The organism is Cupriavidus sp. 01L45 (assembly GCF_056399885.1).
The window spans coordinates 125,144-151,744 of sequence record NZ_JBFTSG010000036.1; the positions used below are offsets into that span (position 1 = coordinate 125,144).

19 protein-coding genes and 2 pseudogenes are annotated in these 26,601 nt (G+C 55.8%); 9 read left to right on the plus strand and 12 right to left on the minus strand.

What is annotated here, in order from left to right:
* Window positions 1-756: 756 nt before the first annotated feature.
* Both AC1DT6_RS23950 and AC1DT6_RS23955 read right to left on the minus strand, forming a co-directional pair.
* Window positions 757-1,371: an HNH endonuclease gene (locus AC1DT6_RS23950; protein ID WP_441634444.1), complete on the minus strand. Its 615-nt coding sequence runs from the start codon at window positions 1,369-1,371 to the stop codon at window positions 757-759.
* 216 nt (window positions 1,372-1,587) lie between these two features.
* On the minus strand, window positions 1,588-1,908 hold the full coding sequence (locus AC1DT6_RS23955) for an H-NS histone family protein (RefSeq protein WP_477114951.1): 321 nt from the start codon (window positions 1,906-1,908) through the stop codon (window positions 1,588-1,590).
* Between the two features lie 204 nt (window positions 1,909-2,112).
* Between AC1DT6_RS23955 and AC1DT6_RS23960 the strand changes: the two genes are divergently transcribed.
* The 4 genes from AC1DT6_RS23960 (at window position 2,113) to AC1DT6_RS23975 (ending at window position 10,297) form a co-directional block, all read left to right on the plus strand.
* A complete protein-coding gene (locus tag AC1DT6_RS23960) occupies window positions 2,113-5,268 on the plus strand; it encodes a DEAD/DEAH box helicase (RefSeq protein WP_441634448.1) in 3,156 nt (1,051 codons plus the stop codon).
* Between the two features lie 123 nt (window positions 5,269-5,391).
* Window positions 5,392-8,946: an NACHT domain-containing protein gene (locus AC1DT6_RS23965; RefSeq protein ID WP_477114952.1), complete on the plus strand. Its 3,555-nt coding sequence runs from the start codon at window positions 5,392-5,394 to the stop codon at window positions 8,944-8,946.
* Between the two features lie 31 nt (window positions 8,947-8,977).
* On the plus strand, window positions 8,978-9,370 hold the full coding sequence (locus AC1DT6_RS23970) for a hypothetical protein (RefSeq protein ID WP_441634452.1): 393 nt from the start codon (window positions 8,978-8,980) through the stop codon (window positions 9,368-9,370).
* A gap of 198 nt (window positions 9,371-9,568) precedes the next feature.
* Complete coding sequence (locus tag AC1DT6_RS23975; RefSeq protein ID WP_477114953.1) at window positions 9,569-10,297, plus strand: DNA polymerase ligase N-terminal domain-containing protein; 729 nt, start codon at window positions 9,569-9,571, stop codon at window positions 10,295-10,297.
* Between the two features lie 206 nt (window positions 10,298-10,503).
* Here the strand turns inward: AC1DT6_RS23975 and qatC are convergent, their stop codons facing one another.
* From qatC to AC1DT6_RS24005, 6 genes are all read right to left on the minus strand, one after another.
* Window positions 10,504-11,775, minus strand: coding sequence for a Qat anti-phage system QueC-like protein QatC (qatC, locus tag AC1DT6_RS23980; RefSeq protein ID WP_441634454.1), 1,272 nt, complete (start codon window positions 11,773-11,775; stop codon window positions 10,504-10,506).
* Complete coding sequence (qatB, locus tag AC1DT6_RS23985; RefSeq protein ID WP_441634456.1) at window positions 11,772-12,533, minus strand: Qat anti-phage system associated protein QatB; 762 nt, start codon at window positions 12,531-12,533, stop codon at window positions 11,772-11,774. The genes qatC and qatB overlap by 4 nt, the downstream gene beginning before the upstream one ends.
* Before the next feature lie 68 nt (window positions 12,534-12,601).
* The gene (locus AC1DT6_RS23990) at window positions 12,602-14,440 is read right to left on the minus strand and encodes a KAP family P-loop NTPase fold protein (protein WP_441634458.1); all 1,839 of its coding nucleotides are present in this window, start codon (window positions 14,438-14,440) and stop codon (window positions 12,602-12,604) included.
* Between the two features lie 198 nt (window positions 14,441-14,638).
* The gene (locus AC1DT6_RS23995) at window positions 14,639-15,001 is read right to left on the minus strand and encodes a YHYH domain-containing protein (protein ID WP_441634460.1); all 363 of its coding nucleotides are present in this window, start codon (window positions 14,999-15,001) and stop codon (window positions 14,639-14,641) included.
* Window positions 15,002-15,550: 549 nt separating this feature from the next.
* A complete protein-coding gene (locus tag AC1DT6_RS24000) occupies window positions 15,551-15,922 on the minus strand; it encodes a hypothetical protein (protein WP_441634462.1) in 372 nt (123 codons plus the stop codon).
* Between the two features lie 765 nt (window positions 15,923-16,687).
* Window positions 16,688-17,194, minus strand: a complete 507-nt coding sequence (locus AC1DT6_RS24005) for a DUF6471 domain-containing protein (protein ID WP_441634464.1) — start codon at window positions 17,192-17,194, stop codon at window positions 16,688-16,690.
* 1,637 nt (window positions 17,195-18,831) lie between these two features.
* Between AC1DT6_RS24005 and AC1DT6_RS24010 the strand changes: the two genes are divergently transcribed.
* The 4 genes and pseudogenes from AC1DT6_RS24010 (at window position 18,832) to AC1DT6_RS24025 (ending at window position 24,174) form a co-directional block, all read left to right on the plus strand.
* The gene (locus tag AC1DT6_RS24010; RefSeq protein WP_477111405.1) at window positions 18,832-21,612 is read left to right on the plus strand and encodes an integrase catalytic domain-containing protein; all 2,781 of its coding nucleotides are present in this window, start codon (window positions 18,832-18,834) and stop codon (window positions 21,610-21,612) included.
* A 237-nt stretch (window positions 21,613-21,849) separates the two neighbouring features.
* Window positions 21,850-22,899: an ATP-binding protein gene (locus AC1DT6_RS24015; protein WP_441634468.1), complete on the plus strand. Its 1,050-nt coding sequence runs from the start codon at window positions 21,850-21,852 to the stop codon at window positions 22,897-22,899.
* Window positions 22,900-22,908: 9 nt separating this feature from the next.
* Window positions 22,909-23,343: pseudogene (locus tag AC1DT6_RS24020) on the plus strand (TniQ family protein); the annotation flags it as partial.
* A 324-nt stretch (window positions 23,344-23,667) separates the two neighbouring features.
* On the plus strand, window positions 23,668-24,174 hold the full coding sequence (locus tag AC1DT6_RS24025) for a hypothetical protein (protein ID WP_441634482.1): 507 nt from the start codon (window positions 23,668-23,670) through the stop codon (window positions 24,172-24,174).
* A 321-nt stretch (window positions 24,175-24,495) separates the two neighbouring features.
* Here AC1DT6_RS24025 and AC1DT6_RS24030 read toward each other — a convergent pair whose 3' ends face one another.
* The 3 genes from AC1DT6_RS24030 to AC1DT6_RS24040 form a co-directional block, all read right to left on the minus strand.
* On the minus strand, window positions 24,496-24,714 hold the full coding sequence (locus AC1DT6_RS24030; RefSeq protein WP_477114954.1) for a hypothetical protein: 219 nt from the start codon (window positions 24,712-24,714) through the stop codon (window positions 24,496-24,498).
* Between the two features lie 105 nt (window positions 24,715-24,819).
* Window positions 24,820-25,053 carry a hypothetical protein gene (locus tag AC1DT6_RS24035; RefSeq protein WP_441634472.1) on the minus strand — a complete coding sequence of 78 codons (234 nt, stop codon included), beginning with the start codon at window positions 25,051-25,053 and terminating at the stop codon, window positions 24,820-24,822.
* A gap of 17 nt (window positions 25,054-25,070) precedes the next feature.
* A complete protein-coding gene (locus tag AC1DT6_RS24040) occupies window positions 25,071-25,520 on the minus strand; it encodes a DnaB-like helicase C-terminal domain-containing protein (protein WP_441634474.1) in 450 nt (149 codons plus the stop codon).
* A 275-nt stretch (window positions 25,521-25,795) separates the two neighbouring features.
* Here AC1DT6_RS24040 and AC1DT6_RS24045 point away from each other — a divergent pair, with 275 nt between their 5' ends.
* Window positions 25,796-26,062, plus strand: a complete 267-nt coding sequence (locus AC1DT6_RS24045) for a hypothetical protein (RefSeq protein WP_441634478.1) — start codon at window positions 25,796-25,798, stop codon at window positions 26,060-26,062.
* Window positions 26,063-26,389: 327 nt separating this feature from the next.
* On the opposite strand, the pseudogene AC1DT6_RS24050 reads toward AC1DT6_RS24045, so the two are convergent.
* Window positions 26,390-26,601 (minus strand): annotated as a pseudogene (locus tag AC1DT6_RS24050) (porin); the annotation flags it as partial.

The following is a 26,601-nucleotide window of genomic DNA, read 5'->3' on the forward strand; positions in this document are numbered from 1 at the left end:
TCGATAATCCTGCGACACTCCACGCCACACAGCCGGAAACCGACCTTGATGGTATAGCATGAAATAAGCATTTTTCCCAAAAATGCTACATACACAACCCAACTCCTGGCGAGAAATCCGGAATAACTCCCCAACCCCGGAGCCCGCCGCCACTAACCTCGCCTTTCCCTCCTCGGCTTCCCCACCGACTAATATTGCAGTGTGCCTCCCAGCGCGCCACCGGCTGCCACTAGAAGTAGAACTACACCTCGGCAGCAAACCTCCAACCCAGCTTTGAGCAGCAGCTCTTTCCCTTGGCATCGGCTCGACCCTTCACCGGTCCCTCAGCGCGCCAATGGTCTCTTGCTCGCACGAGCTTTGGAGCGTGACATGGAACAGCAGAAGCAAGTCCCCAAAAGACTTCCCCCATCGATATTTTCCAGCGGTACTCCCCGGCACACCGCCTAAGTTATGCGCTCGCAAGCTTCCTGACGGGACGTATGACACCGGGGAGACGGGTGCCGAGCGATATGAGCGGTGGCAAACCTGTGAGGCACCGGTCTGCCATCTCCGAGCCATCGTCGCAACCCGCGGGTCAGGCAACGGCCCCACGTCTTCCGCGATGCTCGAACGAGTGCGAGCTGTGGTGCCTTACAAGATGTGGCTGACACCGGATGAGCTGGATTGGGTGGAGCGTCGTTTGGTCACATCTGGGGATTCGAGGGTTCACACCTAGTACAAGGCACCGCTGTTCGAATCAGGACCGCATCGGCACGGTCAGCCGTAATGTTGCTCTCGATGGCAGTTTGGGCAGACTGCTATCGCGTTCGAGACTGTGTCGTCGCCTCCTTTGGCCAAAGGCACAACATGGTGAACTTCGAGATAAGGTTCACCTGTCGACCTCCGGCTGAAAGGAGCCTTGGAATTGCAGGATTCGCACGTACCGGCAGCTCGGTAGAGTACTTCGGCAATTACGTCAGGGTTGCGGTCGAACACTCGCGTTAGAACGAACTTCTCCGCCGGCTTTGGCTCAGCTTTCTCCAGACGAGCACGGCGACGTGAAGCGTCGTCCTGCAGTGCTCTACTGACCAGGCCGTCTAGTTCGGCATAGAATCCAGCTGCTTCATCAAATTCCAGTGCTTCCACGTCCGGCTTACACATCCCGCACGGCGAGATGTCAACGCGAATTCCCTTGGTCTCCTCAAGAAACTGGTGGGAAATCTGGTCGTATCGGTGCGAACAGAGTTTGGTGTATTGGCCGGACGTATATGGCGCGTTCTTCGTACTCGTTATTGTCCCGCAAGTAGCGCGATGCAACTTTGGCGTGAACTGATGTGCGGGATGTCGAATGTTGAGCACAAGTCCATCTGGATTGCCGGCCAGCCAACTCATGTACCCGCACTCGTCATTTCTGAAGTGCACAACTTTTGTCATTGAAGTCTGGCAGTATTGGTTCGACCCATCCATGGTCCAGCCTCGAAAAGCGGCCGCCGGCATTGCTGCTACAGAACAGTGGCATCCCGTGTCGAAGCACGAGAAACGTCTAACTGGGGCGGCAGTCCCAAGGCCGAGACTTCACAAGTCGTTATTTAGATGTCTCGACGGCTATTATTCTTCAGCGATGAGGAATCGATTCKGATTCTTACCGAGCCAGGCAGGGGCTCGGCCGCGACCAGACCAGGTCTTTCCGGTCTTCGGGTCACGATATTTCGGCGGCAACGGCTCCTTTGCCTCAGCAGCCTTTCCGGACGTGCTGCCAGCGGGCCGACCACGACGCCGCTTCCCTTGAATATCCTCAAGAGAAAGATTGTACTCAACCATCCGATTGCGAATTTGCTCGATGACACCTGCCACTTCATTTGCACGTACCTCTGCAAGCTGGGCATCGAGAGCTTCTTTCTGCGCCATCAGTTGCTTGTAAGTTGCCATGTTTCTCCTTGGGGCGATATCTCTGGAACAACAGCTAGATGCTTATACTCCACCCAGACCGAAATTGGCAAGCAACCAGCCACTCGAACTAATATCGTCCTATTCCGAGCCCGCCGTGTCAATACCCCTCCTTAGGAAAATAGACGACCCCGGTCTGTATATTGCAGAATTCGGAATCTGTCGAAATTCAATAAGATTGTCGAAATGTCCGAGTCGCTCCAACAGATATCCGTCCTGAAGTATTGGCGGGCCGTCGAACTGTTCTCCCCCCAGAGCATCCCTGCGGCGGAGCCTAACGACAAGACCTTTCCGTCGTTCGATATTACTCAGGAAGATGGCACGCTTCCCTGGGAACCCGCGCATCGGCTCCGCGGCCGCAAGCTTGGCTACAACAAGGTGTGGCGGCATCGGCTTTTTGTCAGTGTCTACCCTCTCGATACGGTTAGAACGATTCTCGAAGCGGCCTGCGGCAAAGACCCGGAGGCTGTAGATGAACGTTCAGATGGTGAAACGGCAATGTTCTCCATCTCCGTCTCTGATGATGGCCGCCCCCTCTTTGACACGCTGGTGCTGTCCAATTGCGCGTGGGCGCTGGGACGAACCGTGACAGTCGGTCCGGAAGCAAAGGATTGGCTCGAAGGTGTTTCGCGATTTCAGTCGAAATTTGAGCAACATACGCGAAAGCAACTTGGCATCATGCCGGATGACCCCGCGAGAGGGACTTTCGGGGAACGTGAAGAGGAAGTTGGTCGCCCAGTGGATGCAAGTGACCTATTCGCCCTAGCGCAGTGGTTGACGGATTCGTTGGGGCTCCAAGCCATCATCTCTCAGCGGACCGTAATTCGAGCTCAAAGCTATCAACTTGCGGCGAAAAAGTCACATGAATCCGACGATGCCGACTTCCTGAACAGCTTTTTTGTCGACGACCTTGACCGCGTTGCTGACGCGCTGAAATCCGGCGACAGTGGAATGGCTCTGCGCGACTATCTAACCACTGACGAATCTGAGAAGCGCATCCGCAGGACCGATATTCGGAAGAGTCTGGACGACGTATTCGAAACCCTTGCCCCGGACAGATTTCCCACCGGGCGCTGGCCTAGCGAGGGGCACCATCCCCTTGTGTACAGTCAGCAATTCGCTGTCAATTCCATTTGGAAATCGCTGTCTCCCAAAGGCGGGTTGTTTGGGGTGAATGGCCCGCCGGGCACGGGCAAGACGACGATGCTGCGCGACATAGTGGCTGGTGTTGTCGTCGCTCGGGCCAAAGCTCTGGCAAATCTGTCTTCGCCGTCGGAGGGATTCGGTGGCCGCACCGGGTGGAAGAGTGGAAAATGGAACCGCTCAATTTCTGTTCCGTCGAGCACGTTGACGGGCTTCGAAATCGTCGCAGCTTCGTCGAATAATGGGGCCGTCGAGAACATTACGCTTGAAATTCCGGGCGCAAAAGCCGTGGACGCGAGCTGGCTTGACCAAGTCGACTACTTCCCTCGCTTTGGAACTCAAGCTATCCAACAACCTGCATGGGGCTTGCTTGCCGCGAAGCTCGGCAACAAGAGCAACAGGGGCGAGTTCCTCTCGAACTTCTGGCACGGTCAAGAACTCCCGTTCGAAGCCGCGATTCCGCCCGAGAACGACCTCAGGGTGAAGAAGACGGGATTCCAAGCGTGGCTAACTGCAGCAGCGGCAACGCCCGTCGATTGGCGCGCGGCAGTTAAAGAGTTCGAACAGGCTCTGGTGCAGGAAAAAGCCGAGCGCTCAAAGCTCGCGGAGGTGTTTCGCCACATCAAATCGCTTCGTTCCGAGCGTGCCGAAATCGTTCGTATCGACAATGAATCCGTCGCCCTGATGGACAGCCTGCCCTCTTACGTTCGGCGCCATCAGGCGGCCTTGTCCGCAGCTGCAGCTCAAGCTCTTCAAACGGAAGGCCACCGCGCTTCACACAAGCTGCATCAGGCGAACCGCCCAGGAATATGGGAAATTGTCAGTTCCCTAGGTAAAACCTACCGGGCATGGCGAGCGATGGAACGTGGTCTCCAAAAGATTGCCTCCGACTCCGAAAACCGCCTCCTTCAAGCACAGAACGAAGCAGCAGCAACGAAGCTTGAAGAGGTTGAAGCTCGCAGACTGCTCCAAACGCTGGCCCAGGAGCGCAAAGACAGGGAAGCAGTCATTGGGCGTCTGACGGCAGACATTCAGGAGGATAGAGCCGCCCTTAAGCAGCACTTCCCTGACGATGAGGCATGGGCCGCTGCAGAAGAAGCGAGAGAGCTCTCCGCGCCTTGGGCCACCGAGGCTTGGAATCACGCACGTGCCAGGGTCTTCCTGGCTGCCCTGAACTTGCACAAAGCCTTTATCACGGCGAACGCTGACACTGTTCGGAAAAATCTCCACGGCCTCGCTGACATCCTGGACGGCAGCGCACCACAGACGGCCCCCAAGGAAGCGACTTTGGCAGCCTGGCAGACGCTGTTCCTGGTAGTGCCGGTTGTCTCCAGCACCTTTGCGTCATTCGCGCGCTTGTTCTCGCACATCGGCAAAGAGAACATCGGCTGGCTGCTCATCGACGAAGCCGGTCAAGCGGTCCCACAGGCTGCTGCTGGCGCAATCTGGCGTTCCCGCCGGGTAGTCGTCGTCGGGGACCCGCTGCAACTGGAACCAGTCGTCTCAATCCCGTACACGGTTCAGCACGCTTTGCGCTTGCACTATGGCGTGTCGGAAACCTGGCTGCCCGGACGCACGTCCGCGCAGATGCTCGCCGACCGCGCAACACCATTTGGCACCACCGTGGCCCAAGCGAATGAGCAGCTGTGGGTCGGCTCACCGCTCCGCGTCCATCGGCGCTGCGACCGCGAGATGTTTGATGTCGCCAATAGGATTGCCTATGACGGACTGATGGTGTTCGGTACTCAGGCGCGAAAGGACGTCGGCTTGCCGCCAACGGCGTGGCACGATGTCGTATCGCATGACGCAGACAAGCACTGGATACCCTCAGAAGGAGAAGCTGTACTGTCTCTCGTATACGGCATCAGAAGTAGCGGCCATGATGCGGATATCTTCCTGATTTCACCCTTCAGAACGGTTGTCGACGGATTGCGGCAGCTGGTGCGGAGGCATTCACTGGAAGGCATCAAGGTCGGAACGATTCACACCGTCCAAGGAAAAGAAGCAGATGTCGTGGTCCTCGTTCTCGGTGGCAATCCAAAGAGACCTGGCGCTAAAGCCTGGGCTGCAGAGAAGCCAAACCTATTGAACGTCGCTGCGACTCGCGCCAAGCGACGACTATATGTTGTGGGCAACAGGACAGAGTGGGCACAGCAGAAGTACTTCGACTATTGTGCAGCTCGAATCTCCAACAGCTAAACAACCTCCTGCCGAAAGCCAATGACAAACTTGAGCTACCTACCCCGGCGCGGGACCAAGACTCTGGCGAATGGCGCGCGAGACACCAGACTATTGGCAGACTGGGCGGATGTAGACGCCTACGTGCTTCTTGGTGAGCCGGGCTCCGGCAAATCGACGGCGTTTCTACGCGAAGCGGAAGGCGCAGATGACTGCCATTTCGTAACAGCCAGGAATTTGATTGCTGTTGGGCCTCCCGATGGATGGGCTGGAGGGACCCTGTTTATCGACGCATTGGACGAGGGTCAAGTGTCCTCGGGAAGTTTCTTGGCAGCATTCGACGCCATACGGAAGAAGCTGGTCGAGCTTGGTCGCCCTCGGTTTCGGCTTTCGTGCCGAGAGGCTGAGTGGTTCTCTGAGGGTGCTTCAGAGCTAAAATTTGTGTCCCCAAACAACGAGGTCGTAGAGCTATATTTAGAACCTCTATCCGATGCTAAAGTCCGACAGCTGGTCGAATCCTGGGTGCCCTCTCGCCTGCCGGAAGCGGATGAATTTCTTGCCAAGTCGGAGCAACTTGGAGTTGCACCCCTCTTTGGCAACCCTCTGCTACTTGACCTAGTTGTCAGAGCCGTTGGAAGTGACAGATGGCCAGCAAGCAAAGAGGAAACGTACGAACTCGCCTGCCGACAACTAGCTCTAGAGCACAATCTAGTGCATCAACGCGGCCAGAGGGGCAAGAATTTCTCCTTGGAGGGAACTTTACATCAAGCGGGTCTACTTTCCGCATTGCTCGTCATTTCCAGCGCGTCGAGCATTGCCATCGACGAAGCATTGCCGGGGGAATCATCGGTCTCCGTTCCAACAGTTGCCGCAGCCTTAGGGCTGAACATTGACGAAATCCACGCCACCCTGTCTACTCCGCTCTTCGGAGCTGCAGGGTTCAATCGAGTTCCGCGCCATCGAACGGTGGCAGAGTACTTGGGAGCGAAGGCCATTGCTCGACTTGTACAACGTGAGGGCCTGCCGATTTCACGCGTACTGGCGCTTATTTGCGGGAACGATGGGAGGGTTGTCGATGCTATGCGGGGTCTTTACGCCTGGCTCTGCCTTCACTGCAAGACTGAGCGCCTGCTCCTCATCGAGCGTGACCCACTTGGACTCGTCCTCTACGGGGATGTCCGGCCGTTCTCTGCAAGCGAGAAGGTAGCGCTCCTGGACGCGCTTCATCGAGAAGCGGCGCAATACCGCTGGTTCAGGAACGAAAATTGGTCTGCTCAGCCTTTTGGCGCTCTCGGTACTTCAGATATGGTCCAAGTATTTGCGGACCGGTTGGGTGATGCTTCACGTGACCCTGCACATCAGGCCGTGCTCGATTGCATTCTGGATGCCATTCAGTATGGAAGCCCCATGTCCGCACTAACACCTGCACTAATGGACATTGTTCGGGACACGACGTACTGGCCTCGAATCCGGAAGGCGGCGTTGGATGCGTTGCTTGTCAATGACGACTCCGAAGGAAATGCCGCAAAACACCTTCTGCGCGAAATCGACAGCGGTCAAGTAGAAGACGACGAAGATGAGCTCATTGGAGCGTTGCTAACTCACCTGTATCCGACGCTGTTGCCCCCCAACCAAGTGGTGGCATATCTTCGAAAGCCCAAGTTGGACTCCCTCTTCGGCGACTTTAAGTACTTCTGGAAGAGTAAGTTCCTTAACGCAACGCCCGGGTCCGCCTTGCCCGCGCTAGCGGAGCACTTCGCGTCATCAATTAAGAACTTAGAGGCGGCAGCAGATGGTCAGCGAGATGATGACCTAGAGGACATGAGAGAAATCGCTGCGCAACTCCTCGCGCGCGCACTGCTCGAGTGCGGCGATGACTCTACACCGGAGCAGATTTATTCTTGGCTCAGAGTAACTGTCGATGAGTACGGATTTCATCGCGGCCACGGAGGTAGCGTAGACGACATTCGGGCGTGGCTTTCAGCAAGGCCATCACTCATCAAAGCCATTTTGGCTTTCGGCTACTCGCAGGTTCATCCGGATGAACAAGGGAAGCTGAGTTTTTGGATACCTGAGCATCGGTTGGGGAGGGTCGACTTACCGAAGGATTGGTACAAATGGATGCTCTCATTGGCGAGCATCACACCGAGCGCTGAACTGGCACAGTACTGCTTTAGACAAGCTGCCATGTACGCAATCTCGCCACCTACGCCGTTCGATATCACCATTGATGACATCGCGGAATGGGTATCGGCAAATTCAGCACGGTGGCCCAATGCTCAACAGTGGCAATCTGACGCGTGCTCATGGGCGCTCGATACCCATTACAAGACTGAGTTCGCGAGAAAGTTGGAGGCGACCCAAAAACGCCTTGAACAACGAGAGGAACGTCAGCGGTCGCTTGCCCCTCACCTGGAAGATGTCTATGCCGGCAAGGCACCGCCCTCTCTCTCCCACCAGTTGGTTTTGGCATACCAGAATCGTTTCAGCAACATCAACGGAAAGAGTCCCGTTGAACGCCTCCAGGACTATCTAGTAATCGATGAGACCAGCGCGCAGCGCGCCATCGGTGGAATCCGAAGAATTCTTACCAGATATGACTTGCCAACCGCGGACGAAATTTCCTCGCTTGACATCGACGAGAAGAGACACTTCTATTTGCAGAAGCCTTGCTTGCTAGCTGCAGAGCTTGAGAGCCAGTCCGACCCTAATGCCTGGCAACGCTGGGACCATGGTCTGATTCGAACGCTAGTAGCATTCGTGCTCGTAGCGTCAACAGAAAAATCACCGACGTGGTACCTAGCCGTCGCTAACGCGCTGCCAGAGCTTGTCGCTCCGCTCGTTCTTCGCCATGCTGCGGCCCGGCTTGGCGATGTGGAGGGTCCACAACTTTCCGCGTTACGTGACCTACGCGAGCCTACAGGCCCAGTCAATCTGGCGCGAGTTCTGTTGCCAGAACTCTTCTCGCTACTTCCAGACCATGCGTCGCCTGGGCAAGTTCGCTTTTTGAACACGGTTCTCCTCCCTGCGGCGGGAATCCATGACACGAAGACCTTGTTAGGCGTGGCATCTGCGAATGTGGGCAATGATGGAATCGACGAGCGCCAACGGCTCGCTTACCTTGTAGCCGGCCTCCGAGCATTTCCTGACGTGTTCGGTCCTCAGCTAGATGAGCTCTTTTTGAGTTCATCCGTAGATGTGGCCGCGCTCACTGACGCCATCATCCAACAGTACGGTACAGCCGACGAAAGTCGGCGCTTCACTCCTAGGGTACTTGCGAGACTGGTGGAGATTCTCGCTCCCAGCGCAGCGGTGAATCATTTCGAAATAGACCGAATCCACACCCACGAGCACGAAAGAGGAGATATCAGTCCATCGACTGACGAAATGGCTCGCCGAAGACGCTTCTCCGCAGGCGGGAACAGAGCTCCGGCGCCTAAAGGCACTACCGTCGTTAGAAAGTTGGCGTGTCCATCTGGATGGTTGCTACTACGCCCAGCAGCGCTTTGCTCGAATGGCTTTTTTCAAGCCGACAGACGCGCTCGCAGCCGCGAATACCCTGGCCAATCGTGCACCCGCAAACCCGCAAGATTTGGCAGCGCTAATGGTCGACCAGTTGACCATTTGTGCAGAGCACATCCGTCACGACGATACGAACCTACTGCGGCTGTTCTGGACGAAAGACCACAATGGCGATGAGAAGCCAAAGTCGGAGAACGAATGCCGCGACATGCTCTTAACCCTTCTGCGCGAACGCTTGGCTCATCAAAACGTTGAAGCATCGAAGGAGGCGCACGCTGCCGGTGAGCGGCGCGCTGACATGCAAGGGGTACTGTTCGCCAAGAGTTCACGCATCATGGTCCCAGTCGAAATCAAGAAGGAGAATCATGAGACGGTCTGGACAGCGTGGCGAGAACAGCTGGGGCGCTACTACTCGGTCCATCCGGATGCAGGCGGAATGGGCATCTACATCGTCTTATGGTTTGGACACTCTCCTAGAGCAACGCCTGAGCGCGTGAAGCCTCGGGACGCCCAACATTTTGCGACATTGATGAGTGACCGGATACCGTCGGAGGAGTGGCCACATATCAAGGGCGTTGTCATCGACTTGTCTCGAGCGTAACCACCACAACACCCCTTCGAGCCAGCGCCTCACCATCATAAGTCCATTGCTGCTCGCGTGTGCATCGAGCGCGAATCGCGAGCTTAAATGAAGCTGACCAAATTGGTGCTCAAAGGTAGACCGTACCGGTTCATAGCGGAGCCATGCGATGGGCTGTCTTGGCTTGGCTTGGCGACTGAACTCGCCGTAGACTAGGCCATGGCCGCCAACTCTGAACGGACGCCCCTGCCGCTGTCCAAGTACCGGAAGAAACGTGACTTCAATGTCACGTCTGAGCCTGCACTGCAGAGCAGCGGTCCTTCAGCCGCAGGCCAACACTTGTCGTTCGTTGTGCAAAAGCACTGGTCCGCGCAGCTGCACTACGACTTTCGACTCGAGCTCGATGGCCTTCTACTGAGCTGGGCCGTCCCTAAGGGGCCGTGTTACGACCCTCAGGAGARACGGATGGCCATCCATGTCGAAGACCATCCAATTGAGTATGCGAGTTTCCAAGGCAATATTCCCCCAAAGCAGTACGGTGCCGGAACAGTCATTGTGTGGGACCACGGCACCTGGGAACCTGTCGACGACCCGCGCGAGGGGATGGAGGCCGGAAAGCTAGTTTTCCGGCTGCACGGGGAAAAACTCGCCGGCGCATGGGAGCTGGTGCGCATCTCCAAGCGCGAAGACAAGCAAGACCACTGGATGCTTATCAAGAAGCGTGATGAGTGGGCCCAGTCCCTTTCCGAATATGACGTCATCACGACATTGCCGGACAGTGTCCTTGAGAAGCCCTTAGGCTTAATCGAGGAACGCGAACCCAGGTCCGGCCTCCGGTCTTTGCACGAAGCAGAGCCCGAAATCGACCTCACCCAAGCAGTGACCGCCGTGCGCATGCGCAAAAAAGTACAGCCAAGAAAGTACAGGCTATCGGGATGGCCAAAATGATGGCCCTTGACGAAGTAGTTGATGCAACGCGAGTCTAATTCGTCGGCGTAATTCAGTGCACGGCTAAGCATGTCCTTGCTAAGCACATGCCTCAAGCTCCGCGAAAAAAGCGGGCGTGGTCGAGCGACGCCAAGGACTGGTCACAGTGCTCGCGGGCGGCGGAACGCGACCAGCGGCGCTAATGCGGGAAGGTGGGAGGCAACCGGCTAGAAGACTTCCGCATGTTCAAGAAGTTGGCCCAGTTCCTCAATCCCTCGAGCCACTACCCCCTCGTACTCAGCCCGGTCCGCGCTATTAGCAAAGGCCAACTGGCCAGACGTGAGCCGCCGAACGCCGTGCTCCCGGTATCGAAGCACGGCGGCGGCAACCGCCCCAATGTCATTCGCGCCATTTTCGCGGCCCGCAAGTCGGAGGGTGGGAAAGTGGTAGCGTTCGGTGGGGTCCTCCACTCCCGCCCGAAGGAAGGATGACCTTCTAACCAAGCACGGGACACATCGGCCGCAATGAGTGTACTTGTAGTAGCCGTAGCGACCGCAACTGGTCGAATCACCGACCAACTCCATGAGCAGGTCCACATCACGGCATTCGCAAATGATTTCGCCCTTCGTCTTGAACGAGTATGGTCGCATTAGTCGCCCTCTAAGACCGAGCTCCGTCCAGACCTCTTGCAACCTTTCCATAAATACGGGATGGGTTGTCTTTGTGCTAAGGCTCCCGGCTCGACCAGGATTCAGCGGAATGTTCAGACTAATGAACCCATTTTCAGGAACGAACACATTCACCCGGTCCACACCGCTTATTGCGGACGCTGCGATAGCAGCAAACGCGAAAAAGACGATGGACCTACCGCGCGTGGAGCGCTCTGTAGGGTGGACGAGTTTGATATTGTGATTCCATTGCAGATACCGTTCGCGGGCACCAAGTCGTAGTGCGTACCGCCGTTGCGTTCGCGCATCCCCTTTCGCAATCTGAGAGACGAAAAGCGGCTTCCAGCCCATATTTGTTGCATCAATCGCGCCGACGAGGCTATCGACGCCTCCTGAAAGCAACGAGACGCAATCCGCTTCGAACACCTTGGGTGCCAGGGAAAACGGCGGAGCATCTGCACCTTCGATGAAGGTCAAATGCCAGAAGTCGCCGGTCAGGAATCTCAGCATGACCTGCAGCTTTCGCACTATCTGCCTGAACGGCTCCGGGTCGACGAGAGCAACCGTGAGGTCGATTACCCTAGTCCATCCATCAGCGCTCGTGGCACGAGCGACAGCGAGGTCCGCTGCAGATACCGCAAGCGCAAAGGTCGAGAAGTCCCAAGTCCGCACATCAGGAAGTATTCCCGAACGCTGGACCTTGCGTTGAATGCTCGTGCCCACTGAACTTACGCCCTGACGACCAGCACTTCGATACATCGAGATGTAGTCCACCCCTGGCGACAGGTATTGAGGAATCAACTCCGGTGGTACACATATCACTCGGTTCATAGCGTCCCCTCGTAGGCTTCGAACGTCATACGAAGTGCCTCATTTACCAGCGCGTCGAGCTGGGCCTTTGTCGGATTTGGGCTGTTTGCCCGAAGCGCTTCCAGTTGCACACCGACTTCGTTCTTCACAAAGTCGCGCATCTCCATCTCTCGTAGGACACCAAGTTCAGGGTCCAGTTTGGCGCTCTCGAAGAACTGTCCGATGTCGAACGAAAGCCGGTTGCACACTTCGTTGCCGAGGAACAGCTGAAGCAGAGTCCAGGTGTCGGCATCCTTCATGTTGAGCAACTCGACATCCGGCTGGAGCACCAGTAGTTCGGAAATGGCGAGGGCCATAGAGTCACGCATCGACTCCTCGTCGACACTTCCACCGGGCCCTGACAGCGCCTGCACAATCGCATCAGCCACCTCATCGGAGGACGGATTCGACGCGAGCAGATTCTGCACCCAGCTCGCAATGGCCGGGTCGGTACCCTCTCGAATGTCCTTGATGAAAGATACCAGTGCTGAACCAGCGTTCGCGGAAGCTCGCATCCGTGAGGAAAGCTTCCTTGCGCCTCCCATTCCGCTGCGGGAATAGTGACCGATTCCTCGAGACAGGTACGACGTTTCGCCGGTGCGAACGAACTTGCCGATGTCGCGCTTCGCATCAGCGTAGCGTCGAGGCTGGGCTACCTCGTCTTCCTCAGGTTGAGGCTGCGCGTCACCTTGCTCTGGTTCGGGGGCCTCGCCCCCAACTTTCGGCGCGACAACACTCAATTCCTCGAGCCACGACGGAGAAAGGCTTACTCCGCTGCGAGGTCCGGAGCTTGATGTGGAAGTTCCCACTATTGTGTACCTCCGCTTCGCTTGCGCAATACGGTCTTCAGCTGCTTTGGAGTCTCATCGTCTTCCAGCCATTCAGCGATAAGGGATTGCGCCCAGGCGCTCCTGGCCAACAAGGGGCCGATTGGCGCTGGCCGCTGAGCGCTTGGAATTTCCGACAGTGCGAACGCCAGCTTCACTCCAAGTCCCTCGAAGGCGTCCGTCACATTGAAGCAGCGGGTCACGGATGCAGGGGACCACTGGTCGGCCCGCGCCTTTCTGATGAGTCGGACAAGGATTCGCTCGGCATCTGCCTCACCCAAGTCTCTAATTTGCGCAACCACGCCAGGAAACACTTGGGTCACCTTAAGCATGGCGTCGAACTGTCTGCGCGCGGCGGGTGATAGTTCGTCATATGAAGCGAGAGCAAGCGTCCGGTCTCGACTGAGATAGAGATAGGGAGTCAATGGAACATCCGCTAGTGGTGGAGCCAACCTCACCCACTGCTCGTAAAACGTGCCGCCCCAACTTGCAACGGGCGGCACGTACGGCTCACCCTTGGACGCGCTGGTCTCAAGTGCGGTGAGGAAGGTAGGCTTGCCCTCGTCGCTAGCCGAGATGGCTTTTACCAGATGGTCGAAGGCAGCAGTAGATGCACATCGTTCGAAGAGCTGCACTTTTACCAGTTCCTCCAAGCCAACCGACATCCCTTGCGCCCTTGCCAGCGACTCTCGAATCATCAAGTTGTTTAGGAAACGCTTGATGAGGCGGGGATTTCCCGCAATTTGCTCAGCGGTGACCAGAATCGGCGCGAGCTGCTCTGCAACGTCGATTTCCTTTCCGACTTTGTCCGCTTCCTTTCCGAATGCCGTGGTTAGAACCTCTCGCGTTACGCCGCCGTCCCATGACTTTTTCAGGGCAGCCAAGATATGGCTTTGGGCCTCCGCCAATGTAGCGTGTGAGATGTCCCCGCGACGTGCAGCCAGGTCCGCGAATAGAAGCATGACGTACGACTTAACCTCGTTCACACCCAACCGGGGCACACGCAATGGTACCTGGATGAGCTTATCGAAGTAGCTTGTAACCAAGTCGTCACTAATGTCCGCCTGACCAAAGTGAGCGCGTACGGCGCTCCGAATCATGTCCTCGTCGGCGGCGATGACAAAGGCTGTCCTAGGGACGAGCAGTAACAGTCGAACAGCTTCAAGCGTCGAAATGGCCGTATTGGGAAGGCATCGGTCCAAGTCGTCGACGAGAACTACCAAAGTTACGTCCAGGTCTTTGAGCAGGTCGGCGAACGCCCTACGTAGCCCTTCAATTTCCTTGGGAAGAGACTCCGTTTCCTTCTCTGCCAAGAGCCCCTCCAGCTCAGGTTTGAGCTCGTTGTACGCATTCTTAACTTCGCTCAGCTTGTCCGCTGAGAAGGCATGGCTGGCGCCCTTTACAAGGCCGCCGACCGCGCCGAGGATAGTGCCCAATGGCCCGGCGGCAGTTCCCATGGTCATGCCAATCACAGTAGGCACTGCGATGCGCCCAAGCTTGAGCCACCGTACGCGCTTGGCAAAGTCCCAAGCCTTTCCCAATAGGTTCTTGTCGTTTTCTGCAAGCTCCAGCAGCTTATCAGAGACCGCTTGGAGAAGAGCCTGTCTTGCGTCGTCAAAACCTTGGTAGAGCCAGGCGTTGAACTCAAGGAAGACGTACTTGCCTTGGTCAGCGTTGCTACTTTGCAGCTTTTTGCCGACCATCTTCACCAGCGAGGACTTGCCCACGCCCCAACCGCCGGATATCCCAATCGTCAGCGGATGACCGCCAGAATCGCGGATAAGCTGTGTTGCTACGCTCGCGACAAGGTCGAAGTTCAAGAGGTCAACTTCAGCCTCTACGTCATGCCACATAGTCCCTGCCCCCCATGCCTACCCTCGATATCCAAGCCGATAGATTTGGCAAATTTTTTAAATACTACCTCTTTTGCTCTACGACCAAAAGAGGTAGTGACAAGAAGTCATCATAGGATAAGCGGATACGCCCTAGCGAGCCTTGGTCGCTCAGACCCGCTAGGCTCAACAGCCGCCGTAGTTTTTGCGGCCGCTCGCTGTAATTGTGTAGGTGCCACCGCGCGGCCCCGTATAGCAAGTGGGCTCCGCCGCCACGCCACGATTTGACACAAACGCTGATGCAGATGCCGGTCTGCCAGATGGCGCCGTCGCATTTGCAGTAGAAGTCAATCCGGCCGAGCCGGGCCCCCGATGGCAGTGGTACTCCCCGGTCTTGCGGTTGTGGTGGCAACCGTTGGCGTCCAACCCTCCGCCGTGGGCATTTGCCGAGCCGGCTATTAGCGCAAAGACAAATCCAACACCCACACGGAACACCGCCTTGCGACCAGCGCGCCCCAAAACTGGCGCACGAGCAGATATAACGTCCATCCCTCCCCCTTTCTTCTTTGATTTATCGTGCGGCTGACAACGCCGCTACTTCATTGTCCCGCGTGCGGAATGCCCTGACTATCCTGCGAGAGAGGGAGAAACTCGGTCCGCGAGAAGGCCTCTCACAGGAAAGACCACACTGGCAGCCAAGGACCAATCCAGGATGCCAGCGCGCGAGAGCCTCAGCGATTGGATGCAATTTGGCCGAGTTCGGCCAAACCTTGTCCTTGGAACGTGCGAATCGTTGTAGAGCCATATATAGAGCTTCGATGTGCCTGAGCGAGGAGGCGGATTACTGGCTTCGCGCTTAAGACGGTCGATTCCATCGGCGGTGAAGTCCCTCATAGAGACCTAGCAGAATGTCTGCCGCTAAGTCTTTGTGCCCGTCAGGGCGCACGGCAAGCCACGCTAGGTCTTCAAGCGATGCGCACATGCCACTCAGCTTAGCCACCCGGGTAGACAGACCCCGTGTGCGAGGCCTGTCACAACTCTAGTATGCGAGAGATGCATTTCCTGAGAAAGCGCTGGCAGGGTGTGCCGTATCCTCTCTCACCTTCCCCCTTCTCCCTGAGAGCCGTCGCTGCCCTCGCCTACCATCCTTCGGCGCAGGTCCAGAAAATCCGCGGTTACGTCGACCGTGCATGCGAGCCGCGCGTCGAAGGTCGCGCAACACTCCACGAAAGAGGCAGCCATTGAGGCCATTCCTGGCTCGCCAATCAATCGGTATCGCTTGCCATTCGCTGCTTCGGCCACCAGCCTCCGGACATCCTGAAAGACGAGGGGTGGAGTTATCCAGAATCCGCCACCAGCTCCGAATCGCCCGAAGACGTGCCAACGCGGATGGTAAGTCTGTAATAGGCGCCAATGTGTGACGCGAATTTCGTCTGTCTTGGCAGCCAGGAGGGCGAAGACTTTCGCCATGTTGAATCTCCTTTGATGCTCAACCGAGAACTCCACTCAAGCGAACCCACCCACCCGCTGCTATGTCGTGGGCGTGCCATCATCCGCATCCTCAGGTGCGAGATACTGCGAGCTCACGTTTGTCTGTTGCGTAACGTTGTTCGCGAGAGCCCAGATAGCCCAGGTATGCATGCCATCCGGGTCGTATCCGGGCTGCCCAATTAGGGTGTAGCGACGTCCACTCTGAGTCTGTCCGGTCCGGGTCTGTATGTCGAAAGACGTGATTGCAGAGCTCACGCGACCTGAGCCGCTTGCGATGGATTGGCCAACGAAATGGTGCTCACCTCGTTCAGTCGCAATGACACGCCAACGGCGAAGCCCAATCTCCGGCTCCTCGTTCACTGATGCAACCGACCAAAAAGGCATGGCGCCCCCCAACGGGAGAACCGCGGCGCCGGATAGCTTTGATGATGCCTAAGTCGACAGTGTGCCGAGACAAACAACCGTTTGGAAGTTCGAACGCATCAGCGTCTGGCAGCTAGCAACCGCGGATAGGGGAATTGAGCGCTGCCAGGAAGTAGTTCTGCTTGTAGGCGACAGCGCGTGTGTAAATCGAGTGTAGTCCGTGCGGCAGCAGTTTCAAGGTTGGGCCGCCCTCCTCTGCATCACACCAATGACGGCAAGGTGTCCCTACCCGTAGGGACACCATCGAAAAGACCTAGCGCTTCCTTGCATTCTACGTTTTTTGTCCTAGTCTTTCGGTATGGTTTTACACATACCAAGACTTTAGCCACCATGAACGTGCAGCTGCGCAGCCTTTTCGATGTCGGTCTGGTCGACGAACCGCTGAAGCAAAGTGACAGGCGCTACGGCGGAAAGTTGGAGGAGGAGCGTGAATGGAAAACTGCCCGATGAGACTTGCTGCTCGAGTTGCGTCGTGCTCACCTCTAAGCCCAGCTTCTGCAACCGTTTGGTCAGGACGGCGTATGTCAAGCCGTGGGAGTCCAGCTCGCGAAGGAAAGTCCTGGTACACGCCTCCTCCCATGATTCTTGGCGCTTCGACAGTGTCAATCCATCCGGGAGGTCCGCCTCTACTGCAAGCAGGAGCTGGAAAAAGAAGCAGCAACGAAATGAGCCGCGCTGGACCTTACCCTCGACGGCACGGACGGACTCCACCAGGTCGACGGCCGCCAGGCATTCGACCAGTTGCTCGTACGAAACCCCTTTCCGCACCAGCAAGCCGCGGGCGGTACGTGACGCTAGTCGCGTCCACGCTGTATCAACATGACTCAAGCGGCCCTCGCTGATGTTGTTGCCCTGTTAACCGTATAGCAATAAACAGGGAAAAGCCTGCTCGTCCAAGCAGAACTAGAGCCCTCCTCCGGCAGAGCCAGGCATCTCAAGAACAGTGCAGCACATGCATTGTATCTGGTCCGCAGACACGCGGACCCCGATGCGAGACTGTGCGCCTCCTTGAGCGAGGCTCGTCGTGACCACTCTCTATCTCAATCCCGAGGGAATCCTGCACCCTCAGCACGCTACCGCCAAGCGAAGCCCAGAATCTCCTAGCATCCTGGCGAGCAACGTAGCACTGTTCGAAGAGCTTCTCCTAGCATCCCCTTCAACCGCAATCGTCTTGCATAGTTGGTATGTCTTTGAGGCAGGATACAGGGAGGCCCTCTCCTGCCTGCCAGCGACGACACGTGCAAGCGTCATTGGGGCGACCCTCCCTGGCAACAGATTCCATCGATACCACCACCCAGTCGTGACCGCCAGGCGTGAATGGCTGCGCGTCGACCTCCAGCGACGTCGCCCATCCCACCCGGTTCTGCTCGATACAGATTGGGGACAGGTTCTACCAATTCTTTGTGAATCCAGCGTCATCGTCGAAGGCCAGAAGGACCTGGAAAACGCTATTCAAGCGCTACGTACTCTGCTTCGCAACACGAACACAATCTCCGGTCCCAGCGACGAAAGGGGGAGTCTTCGGTACAGCGAGGAGCAGCTGCGATGAGGATTCTGTTCTTTGTGTGCGACGGAGTCCTCCACCCGTCGTGTAAAGGCGTGCCCGCTCAGCATCGAGGCACAACGGCAAACAGCATCCTGGACGCTGGATTCTTCCGATGGTCTCCGCATCTGGCCGAAGTTCTTGAGGACTACGACGACGTAGTCCTCATCAACGAATGCGAGTGGGGAGCCAAGCTTAAGCAGCGCACCCTCCTGCAGTGTCTTGGACCATCGGCGCGGTGGTTCGCTGGCTCCCTTGACAGCAGGCCAGCGTCGATTGAGAGCGCCAGGACTCTGTTCCTTCAGATTGCTCATCCGACCGATTGGATGCGCATGCTCCCGGCACCTCAACCGCAAGGAGCGAAGCGCATCCTCGTGGTCGACCCGAAACATGGCATCTCGGCAGCGACGGCGAAAGTCGCCTTTCGCAGGAGGTGGCACGTAGAAACCGCGTAGATAGTATTGTGCGATTATTAAGTAGTTAACTTTCAATATATCAAGTTAATGCCTATTGGCCGAATACACATTCTATGTGAGAGCACAGGGAAAACCCTCCACATCACCAGATAGTTTCTCAAAAATCTGCTTGCACAATTTCACGGCAGGCATAAACTCGACTGAACCATGGAGGCTGTAATCATGGAGCATAGAAAACCCTACCACGCATCCAACTAGCCCTCTGCCGCTTAGGACGGGTCGGTAAGAACGTCGCCCCGCAGCAAGCCCCAGCCGGCACCACCTTTCGAGGAAATCGAATTTCTCGACGGGGAGCTATTTTTCGCAACTCAAGAAGGAGATTATCTTGAGATGCCCCGCTTTTGCCTGTGAACTTAAAGAGTCATCTTTCTTGAAGAAGGTGAGTTATTGCCATCATTTTTTGTGCATCAGAAGTGCTAATCACCAACACCAAAAGGAGCATTGGAATGAAGCAAGCAAACCTGAGTGAACACGTGGAGAATATCCTTTGCCAGATGAATATACCTGAAGAAGGACGGCGATATGTTCACCACGTTATCAACAACGGACCTTCACGTACCGTGAAGAATCACTATGGAAACGTGATGTCTCGATACCCAAGTAAGAAGATGGGACATCATATTCTAGTGGAGAGCATGGCTGGCGAATTGGCAAAAGCGATGGAGTACGAAAACGACGAAAGCGTTATCGCTTACTTCGCGCAGCCTAAAGAAATCCAGGTTGACTACCTCGATAAAAATGGCAAGCGCCATGGGACCGGACCTTATCATCCGGACTTTCTTGTCGTAACAAAAATGTCTGTTTACGTCGACGAGGTGAGGGACGATGGCCGGCTGTATGCCCAAACACTAAGCCACCCCGACTCATATTTCAGGGACGATTTCGGGACGTTTCACTTTCTTCCCGCCGAGCGGGTATTTGCGCGAATGGGGGTGCCATACAAAATAATACAAAATTCGTCCATGAATATTCAACTCCTGAATAATGCACGGTTTCTCAAGGACTATCTGAGAGAAGATGCTCCGGAGATTCCCGGCGAAACGCTGCTGCAAATTACCGACCTCCTGCAGGAGCGGAAATATGTCTCCTACACGGAGCTCCTAGACGAACACCGATTTACGGCGGACCAGGTGATTTCTGCCATTGCGGGGGGGTATGTTGATGTAAACCTCCACGTAGAGCGGCTCGACGTCCCGTCTGATTTAATCATTTGCCGTGACGCCGCTACGTCAGCTGCCGTACGAGCAGCTCGTCAGAAGGAGCTTCAACCGGTCCTGCCCTTGCCAGGTGTAATGCGCCTTCGGCCCGGAACTGTCATTCGATACGACAACGTTGAACTCACAGTTTTGATGTGCGGAGAACGTCAACTGCATGTGCGAGATAAAGACGGATACATTTCGGCGCTGGATTTGAAGTCCGTTTCAGCCCTAAACGACCTTAATCAGATTTCCACAGATGCTCCAGGACTCCCGCCTGACGCAAAAAAGATGCTACATGATTTTAGCTCAGCTCAATGGGCGCGAGCCGAAAATCGGCTTAAAGCTCTCGAGAGTTGGGACCGAAAGGCATTTTCCAGAAGCTCGCTTCAAAGCTTTGCCCTCAAAGTTCGGGGCATGACAAACCAGCTCGACCGGTTAATAGCCTTGATGGACCATATCCCAAACCGAGGAAACCACAGCTCTCATCTTACGAATGAAGTAGAAAATAAATTCTTTATCGAAGCGATGAAATGCTACAACTCCCCGGAGCGCATGACAAAACGAGGGGCTTATGCAATTTACATGGGACTAATAGAACATTACATAAAAACAACAGCCGACATTCTTTCGACCAGGTCGTATCAAACCTTCTGTAAAAATTGTAAGCATGTAGAAGATATTCTCCTCCGGGAGGGGGAGAAAGCGGCGTATCAAAAAAACCCTCTTGATTTGTTTTTCACCCAACCCTTCCCGGTCCATGGTACAAGGCCCCACGAAGTCTGCTACATCGACCACACCACCATACCGCTTGCCACAACGGACCTTGAAGGAGTGGACCTAGGCAAGCCAAACATAACGCTTGCCGTGGACGGCGCGACTCGCAACCGGGTGGCATTTTGGCTTTCGTATAACCCACCAAGCGCCGCTTCCGTTCTTATGGTGCTGCGGGACTACGTGCGCCGGCACAAACGCCTTCCAACAGTTATCGTCGTAGACAACGGCAAAGAATTCCATTCTAGCGAGCTTATATGGTTTTGCTATCTCTACGGTATCGAGCTCCGCTATCGGCCGCCTAGTCAACCTCGTGGTGGGGCGGTCGTTGAACGCGCGCTAGGCGCCACCCAAGAGGAGGTGATTCAACAGCTTCGGGGCAATACCACCAATATGCTCGACCCTAGAATGGTGTCCCGGGCAGTCTACCCATTCGACCGTCGCGTCTGGACGCTGCCGGCGCTGTACGCAATGTTAGATGAGTACTTTCTAAAGTATGCCGACCGTGTCCATCCCGCCCTCGGGATGAGCCCGAAGGAGAAGGAGGAGCGGCTATACGAGCAGAGCGGCCGGCGCGAACATACTCTCGTACGCTTTGATGAAAACCTAATGTTACTTACGTGTCCGCATGCGAAAAAGTGGTTCCAGTCGGTGGACAACCGACGGGGAATATTCATTTACGGGCAATTCTACTGGCACGAGAAATTTAGGGAGCTCGAAAAGGGAAGGCATCTGGAAGTTCGTGTAGAACCATGGGACGCGAACGTAATATATGTGTGCCTGGACGGGTGGCAATGCGCCATCATTCGCAACCTTGAGCCATATCGCGGCAGGACCAATCGCCAAGTCCAACAAGCGTACAGAGAGTCCGCCCGAGCAAAAAATCAGCTTTCCAAGAAAGCTATCGGTTCCAGGAAAGTTCTCGCTGACAAGGCGAAGCTATTTATACCCGGCCCGTTTGATGAGCGCATGACAATCAAACAAGCCGAGATGGGCTACTTGGCTAAGAAGCTCGGAATGTCCATCGCGAACTCTAAGGCCGCAAAGTTCCTAGAGCAGACCACTGCAGACAACATCAATTCGCCTTTCGGCGAATTGCGATGGGGGCCGAAAGCGGACGCTGAAACGGAACCTAAAGAGGAGACATTCGCTTCGGATGTTGAGGCCCCCGAAATGGCGGGCGAGGAACGGGACCTTAGTGTACCCCCTCCCCTGTTCGATGAATCCACACTCCGCGCATTTCGCGGTTATGTATAAGGAGCCACCATGCCAGACGACGCATCTCGACAAAATATGCTGTCTCAGATTACTTTCATTGCCGGCGAGACGGTATTAGCCTTCGATTAATCCTAACGGCCATATTCCAGCCCACCACGTCTACGGAACACGCCGGAATTAATTTTAGCAAGCATCCCTGAGGCGAAGAAAATTGGTCGGACAGTGAAATGGCTCGTTTAGTCAGTAACGGTACGAAACTACGCAAAAGGAGAAACCATGTTTACGCGGAACCCAGAATTTGTACACTCAGAGCTTGCTGGGATACTCTCTGCGGGCGCGTCAAAGCGCGAGAAATGGTTCGATAATCTAACCATTTCACACCAAAATCTCACAATCGCTCTTCAAGACCTACTGGAGTATGTTCAACGCGGAGAAGATACCAGATTCATATTTTTAATCGGGATGACCGGCGCAGGAAAGACAAGCCTCGCCAAAAATGCGTTAGCGGATGCTTTCACCGATTTGTGGAAAAATGATAATGGCACAAAAATTCCCTTTATGTATGTTCCGGTTGAAACCAATAATGAACATGCTTTTGCCTGGAAGAATTTGTACAGTGCGATTTTGAAACAAGGCACTGCTGTCCCGGCTGAAAGTGTGCGAGAGGCGGTATATCGTGATGACATTCTGAGATTTTCGAATAATAAGCGACTCACCCTTGGCCCTCTTCGGGAAGCCATAGCTGAGATGGTTAAGCGAAGAGGAGTAAAAGTAATCATCTTCGATGAGGCTTACTATTTTCTCCGCTTCGACAATCTCGCGGTCATGGACACCGTAAAGTCTTTTGCCGAGCAAATAGACGTAAAGCTCATTTTTATCGGCAGTTATGAATTGCAAAAACTCGCGGCGCAATATGCAATCCAGATTCGGCGCACCGAAGTGGTGCCATTTTTCCGCTATGACCCTAAGAAAAAATCAGAAATGAGAGAATTTTCTGCCGTCATAGAGAAGTTCGCGTCGAATTGGCCTTGCGAGCGCATCCCAGATTTTCCGGCGGCGGCCGTTGAATTGGCAACTGCGTCCATGGGGGGGGTCGGACAATTATCTGTTGTTCTTACGAACTTCTTAGGCTATCAGCTTCGCAGCAAAGGCGAAATCTGGACGCCTAATATGTTCGGGAAAGCGTTGAAGGCAGAAAGTCTTGAGGAAGAGATGCGTGAACAGATATTAAATGGGGAGAGGGAACTCAGGCGCAAGTATGCCATCAAGAATCATTTCTCGACAAATAATGGAATAGAGGAAATCGGAGAGAAGCTAGCCAATTGAGATTCTCAGATGCACCCCCTTTACAATCTTGCGCCGATAGGATTCGGGACAAGCCAAGCGGAATCGTTAGTGAGCTACGATTTTCGGTTGGCAAATGCCCACCGCGTTCCCGTACGAACTCTTAATAGGAGCGTGCTGGTGCCCCTAATGGGCGGCCGAAATGAAACGATGCTAAACACCTCGTGGTCAGGGCGGGCAGTATCCGCGATGGTTAGTATCGGATGCACATCGGACGCATGGTCAACTGCTCTGAATAAGGCGACAGGCAGAAACGATTTACAATTTGGAACCCTAAATTTTACATCTGGTTTTTTATCAGCACACCGCCTACACACGAAATGCGCTCGATATTGCCGAGAATGTTTGCAAGATTTTTCTCTTCATAGCGAAGAACCTTGGATACCAATTTTGTGGCATATTGATGTCGTAACTGCTTGTCCAATTCATCGCACAAGGCATCGTACGCGCAGATGCGGGTCGCCGGAAAAGTCCCCCTATCAGGCTCTGCGCAGGGTACTTCCCGAAAACTGTTGGATATGCGGGCGTATTTTTTGTCTTTGCGACAATTCCCGTTCGATAGAGGCTACCGACGAAGAGGTAGCCGTAGCCGAACTCGTTGGAGAGCTAATCGCGATTGGGACTTCGGGGATACAGCTGCCAGCTGACGCCTTGCAGCTTTGCAACGAATCGATGCCTTCGGTTCTAGGAGAACATTGGCTTCGCCGCAGCGCAGAGGCCTGCAATGTCCACGTTAGTGGAGTTCATCGAATGTTCCGGCAAGCGGGTACCCGGACTTCGCTTCCCGGGCTTGTTCGATTCTGCCTGTGCAATCAACTGTCACTTGCACAGATGGCTCTTGGCAAAGTTGAGTATCGGTCTTGCAATGCCCCGAGCTTACATCGCACAGGGAAATATGACGCCGTCAATCCTAAACGCATCCGAAACGAGGTGCAGAAATCGATTGCAGCGGGCGGCGTCCGAAGCTTGCGAGACTTGGCACGAAAGCTCCATCACGACCCCAAAACACTTGAAATGGCCGTTCCCGACCTGATACCAGCCCTAAAGCTCGCCAACGCAGCATTTTCTGTCGCAGAAGCCAATATTGCCGCTGCGAAAGAAGAAGATAAGTGCCGCAAGACTATTGCAGCACTCCTCCGAAAGGGTCTAACCCTAACTCTCCGCAACGTGAGAGAACATACCGGACAAACTTGGCACTCGTCTAGCAGGAAGGCCAAAGTGTTCCTGGCGATGCGGGAGCGATATATCCATCACTGAAGTGCACTCACGAGAAGGAAATAATAATTTATGAGGGACAAAGTAAAGTAATTCGCTGGATTTCACGCAGTAAAGTAAAAGGGCCGAATCGTCCAGCGAATCACTTAAGCTGACACACCGGGTGGGCCTATGGTTATGCTGAGGATGGTGACCAAGGCGGGATTCGAACCCGAACCGGACCTCTCTCGGCTAGCGATATCGCCTGTCCGTTTGCCTTTCGACTTTCAGCGCGCCTCCAGAACTGCCGCTACAGCCCCGCGCCTCTTGGTCACCATCCCCAGAATGCCAAAAAGCCCGCTGGGCGAACCATGCGGGCTTGCGTCATTCTTCTTCCACACGCGCCTGCATAAACCGGCGCTMTTGGACGGTCCGCTCACCCATATGCCGGCGCGGGTTGCCACACATCCAGCAGCTGCACAGCGTCGGCGTCCACACGGCGCGGCCGATCTCTCGTTCGTTGCGCAGCCCGCAGAGGTAGTTGCGCCGATACACCTTCAGCCGTGCGACTTGCGCGCGGCGGTACGCCCTTCCTTTCGTCATCTCGACTCCTTTCCGTAGGCCGGAGACGCGAAAGCCCGCTCAAGGCGGGCTCTGGGGACAACTGCTGCGAGTGTGGGCAGATATTAGGCCTACTGTCCCAGAAACTCAAGCTGCTTGTAAGGAATCGCCCTCGATCACGCCGTGGGCACGGAAACTGGTGGTCAGCGTCTCGTCCGCCCGCTTCTCCAACGCGGCCAGGTGGGCGACCAGTACCTTATTCGCCCGCTCGTACGTGCTCTTGCTCCCGCCGCACTCGGCCGCGATCTGCCGGAACGAGAAATCCTGATCCGCCCTCTCCCGCCCGGCGTACCTGCGCCAGACCAGCGCCAGCAAGGCCATGTCGTTTCCCACGCCAATCAGGCTCTGGTAGTACCCGGCCAAGCCGCGCACACCAGCGGCGCGCTCGAGCTGGTAGGCATACCGCGCCCAGATGACGTTGCGCTCATGTTCAGCCCGATGTCGGTCGTCAGCGCGGTCTTGCCCATCGACGGGCGGCCGGCCACGATGACCAGATTGCCTTGGCGCAGCCCGCCGTTGAGCGCCGTATCCAGGGAATTGAGCCCGGTGGGAATCGCCATCTCGCCGGAGCCGCGGGCGCGCGCGTCGACCGAATCGCAGAACTCGGCCAGCAGCTCGCGCAGCAGTGCGCGGTCGCGGACGATCTCGGCGTAGCGGGCGATATTCGCGGCGCTGGGCGTGCGGTGAGCCAGCTCGGTCAGGTAGCCCAGGCCACCGGCGCGATCGGCGTGGCCCTGCCCTTGCTGCGCCTCGAAGACCGTCACCACGTCGGCCGGGCGGTTGCCCATCGGTTGCCCATCCCATCGGCCGCGCCGAAGGTGTCAGGCCTGTCCACCCGCAAGAACTGGAAAGCGCGCTGCACCGACAAGATGGCGCTGATCCGCTTCGTGGCCGCGCACCCCGAGCACCAGCACCTGCTGGAGGTCAACCAATCCGCGCTCAACCAGCTGGCCAAGGCCCAGAAGGACGCCATGCGCATCGAGGGCGTCGAGGCCTACCCGGACGAGGTCATGTCCGCGCGCGCTGCCCAAATCCCAAACCGCCACCACCGCTCGACACCGAAATGGTTCGGATCAACCACATCAACACCCGCAACGAGAAGCACGGCGACGACAACGTGCTCAACGAGGCCAAGGTCAACAAGCTCTCTTTCGACTTCCAGGAAGGCGGCACCGTATTCGTCAACTTCCGCGTGCAGGCCCACCCGGACAAGAAGACCACCGCTCGCATTCTCCAGCTGCTTGGCCAGGAAGTGAAACTTGGAGCAATATCTCTAAGATGCGAATATTTTGTTAACGGCAGCTGCGACCGCACGCATCTCTTCGGTTGACGAGTCAATGGAGGTAGCGGCTTCGCCTTCCAGATCCGTCTCTACGAACTCCATCGGCGCCGCGCCTACGAAAGTTACTTAGCCTTTTCGCATTTTTCCAGTCACAGAAGCCTCCATTTTCTTCCCGCATTCTCCCACCATCTTGCGTAACCGCTTTGGTAACGTGACAGTGCCCCTCAAGCAAGTGCGCCCCGCCGGGCGCACCAAAAATAGTGCCGCGGAGGCAGCACAAAGAGCATGTGAGAGAAGCGCATGCACGCGAGCATTCCGCAGGACTGCCCGCACCACTGCGCAAGTAAGCCCTTGTCACATACCGTTGGACTGTCTTTAGAACTTGTGGCGAATACCCGCGGCGACACCGAGCATATTGCTTTGACCGCTGGCTAGCGTGTAGCTATTGCCAAGGGAAAGGCTGTTAGCAAAGCCAATCATCGGGGAATCCAGTCCCAGACCCGCATTCTTTGAATATGCCGTGGTCAGGTAGACATCAGTCCGCTTGGAAAGCGTGTAGTCCGCGATAAAGGCAACTTGCCATGGGT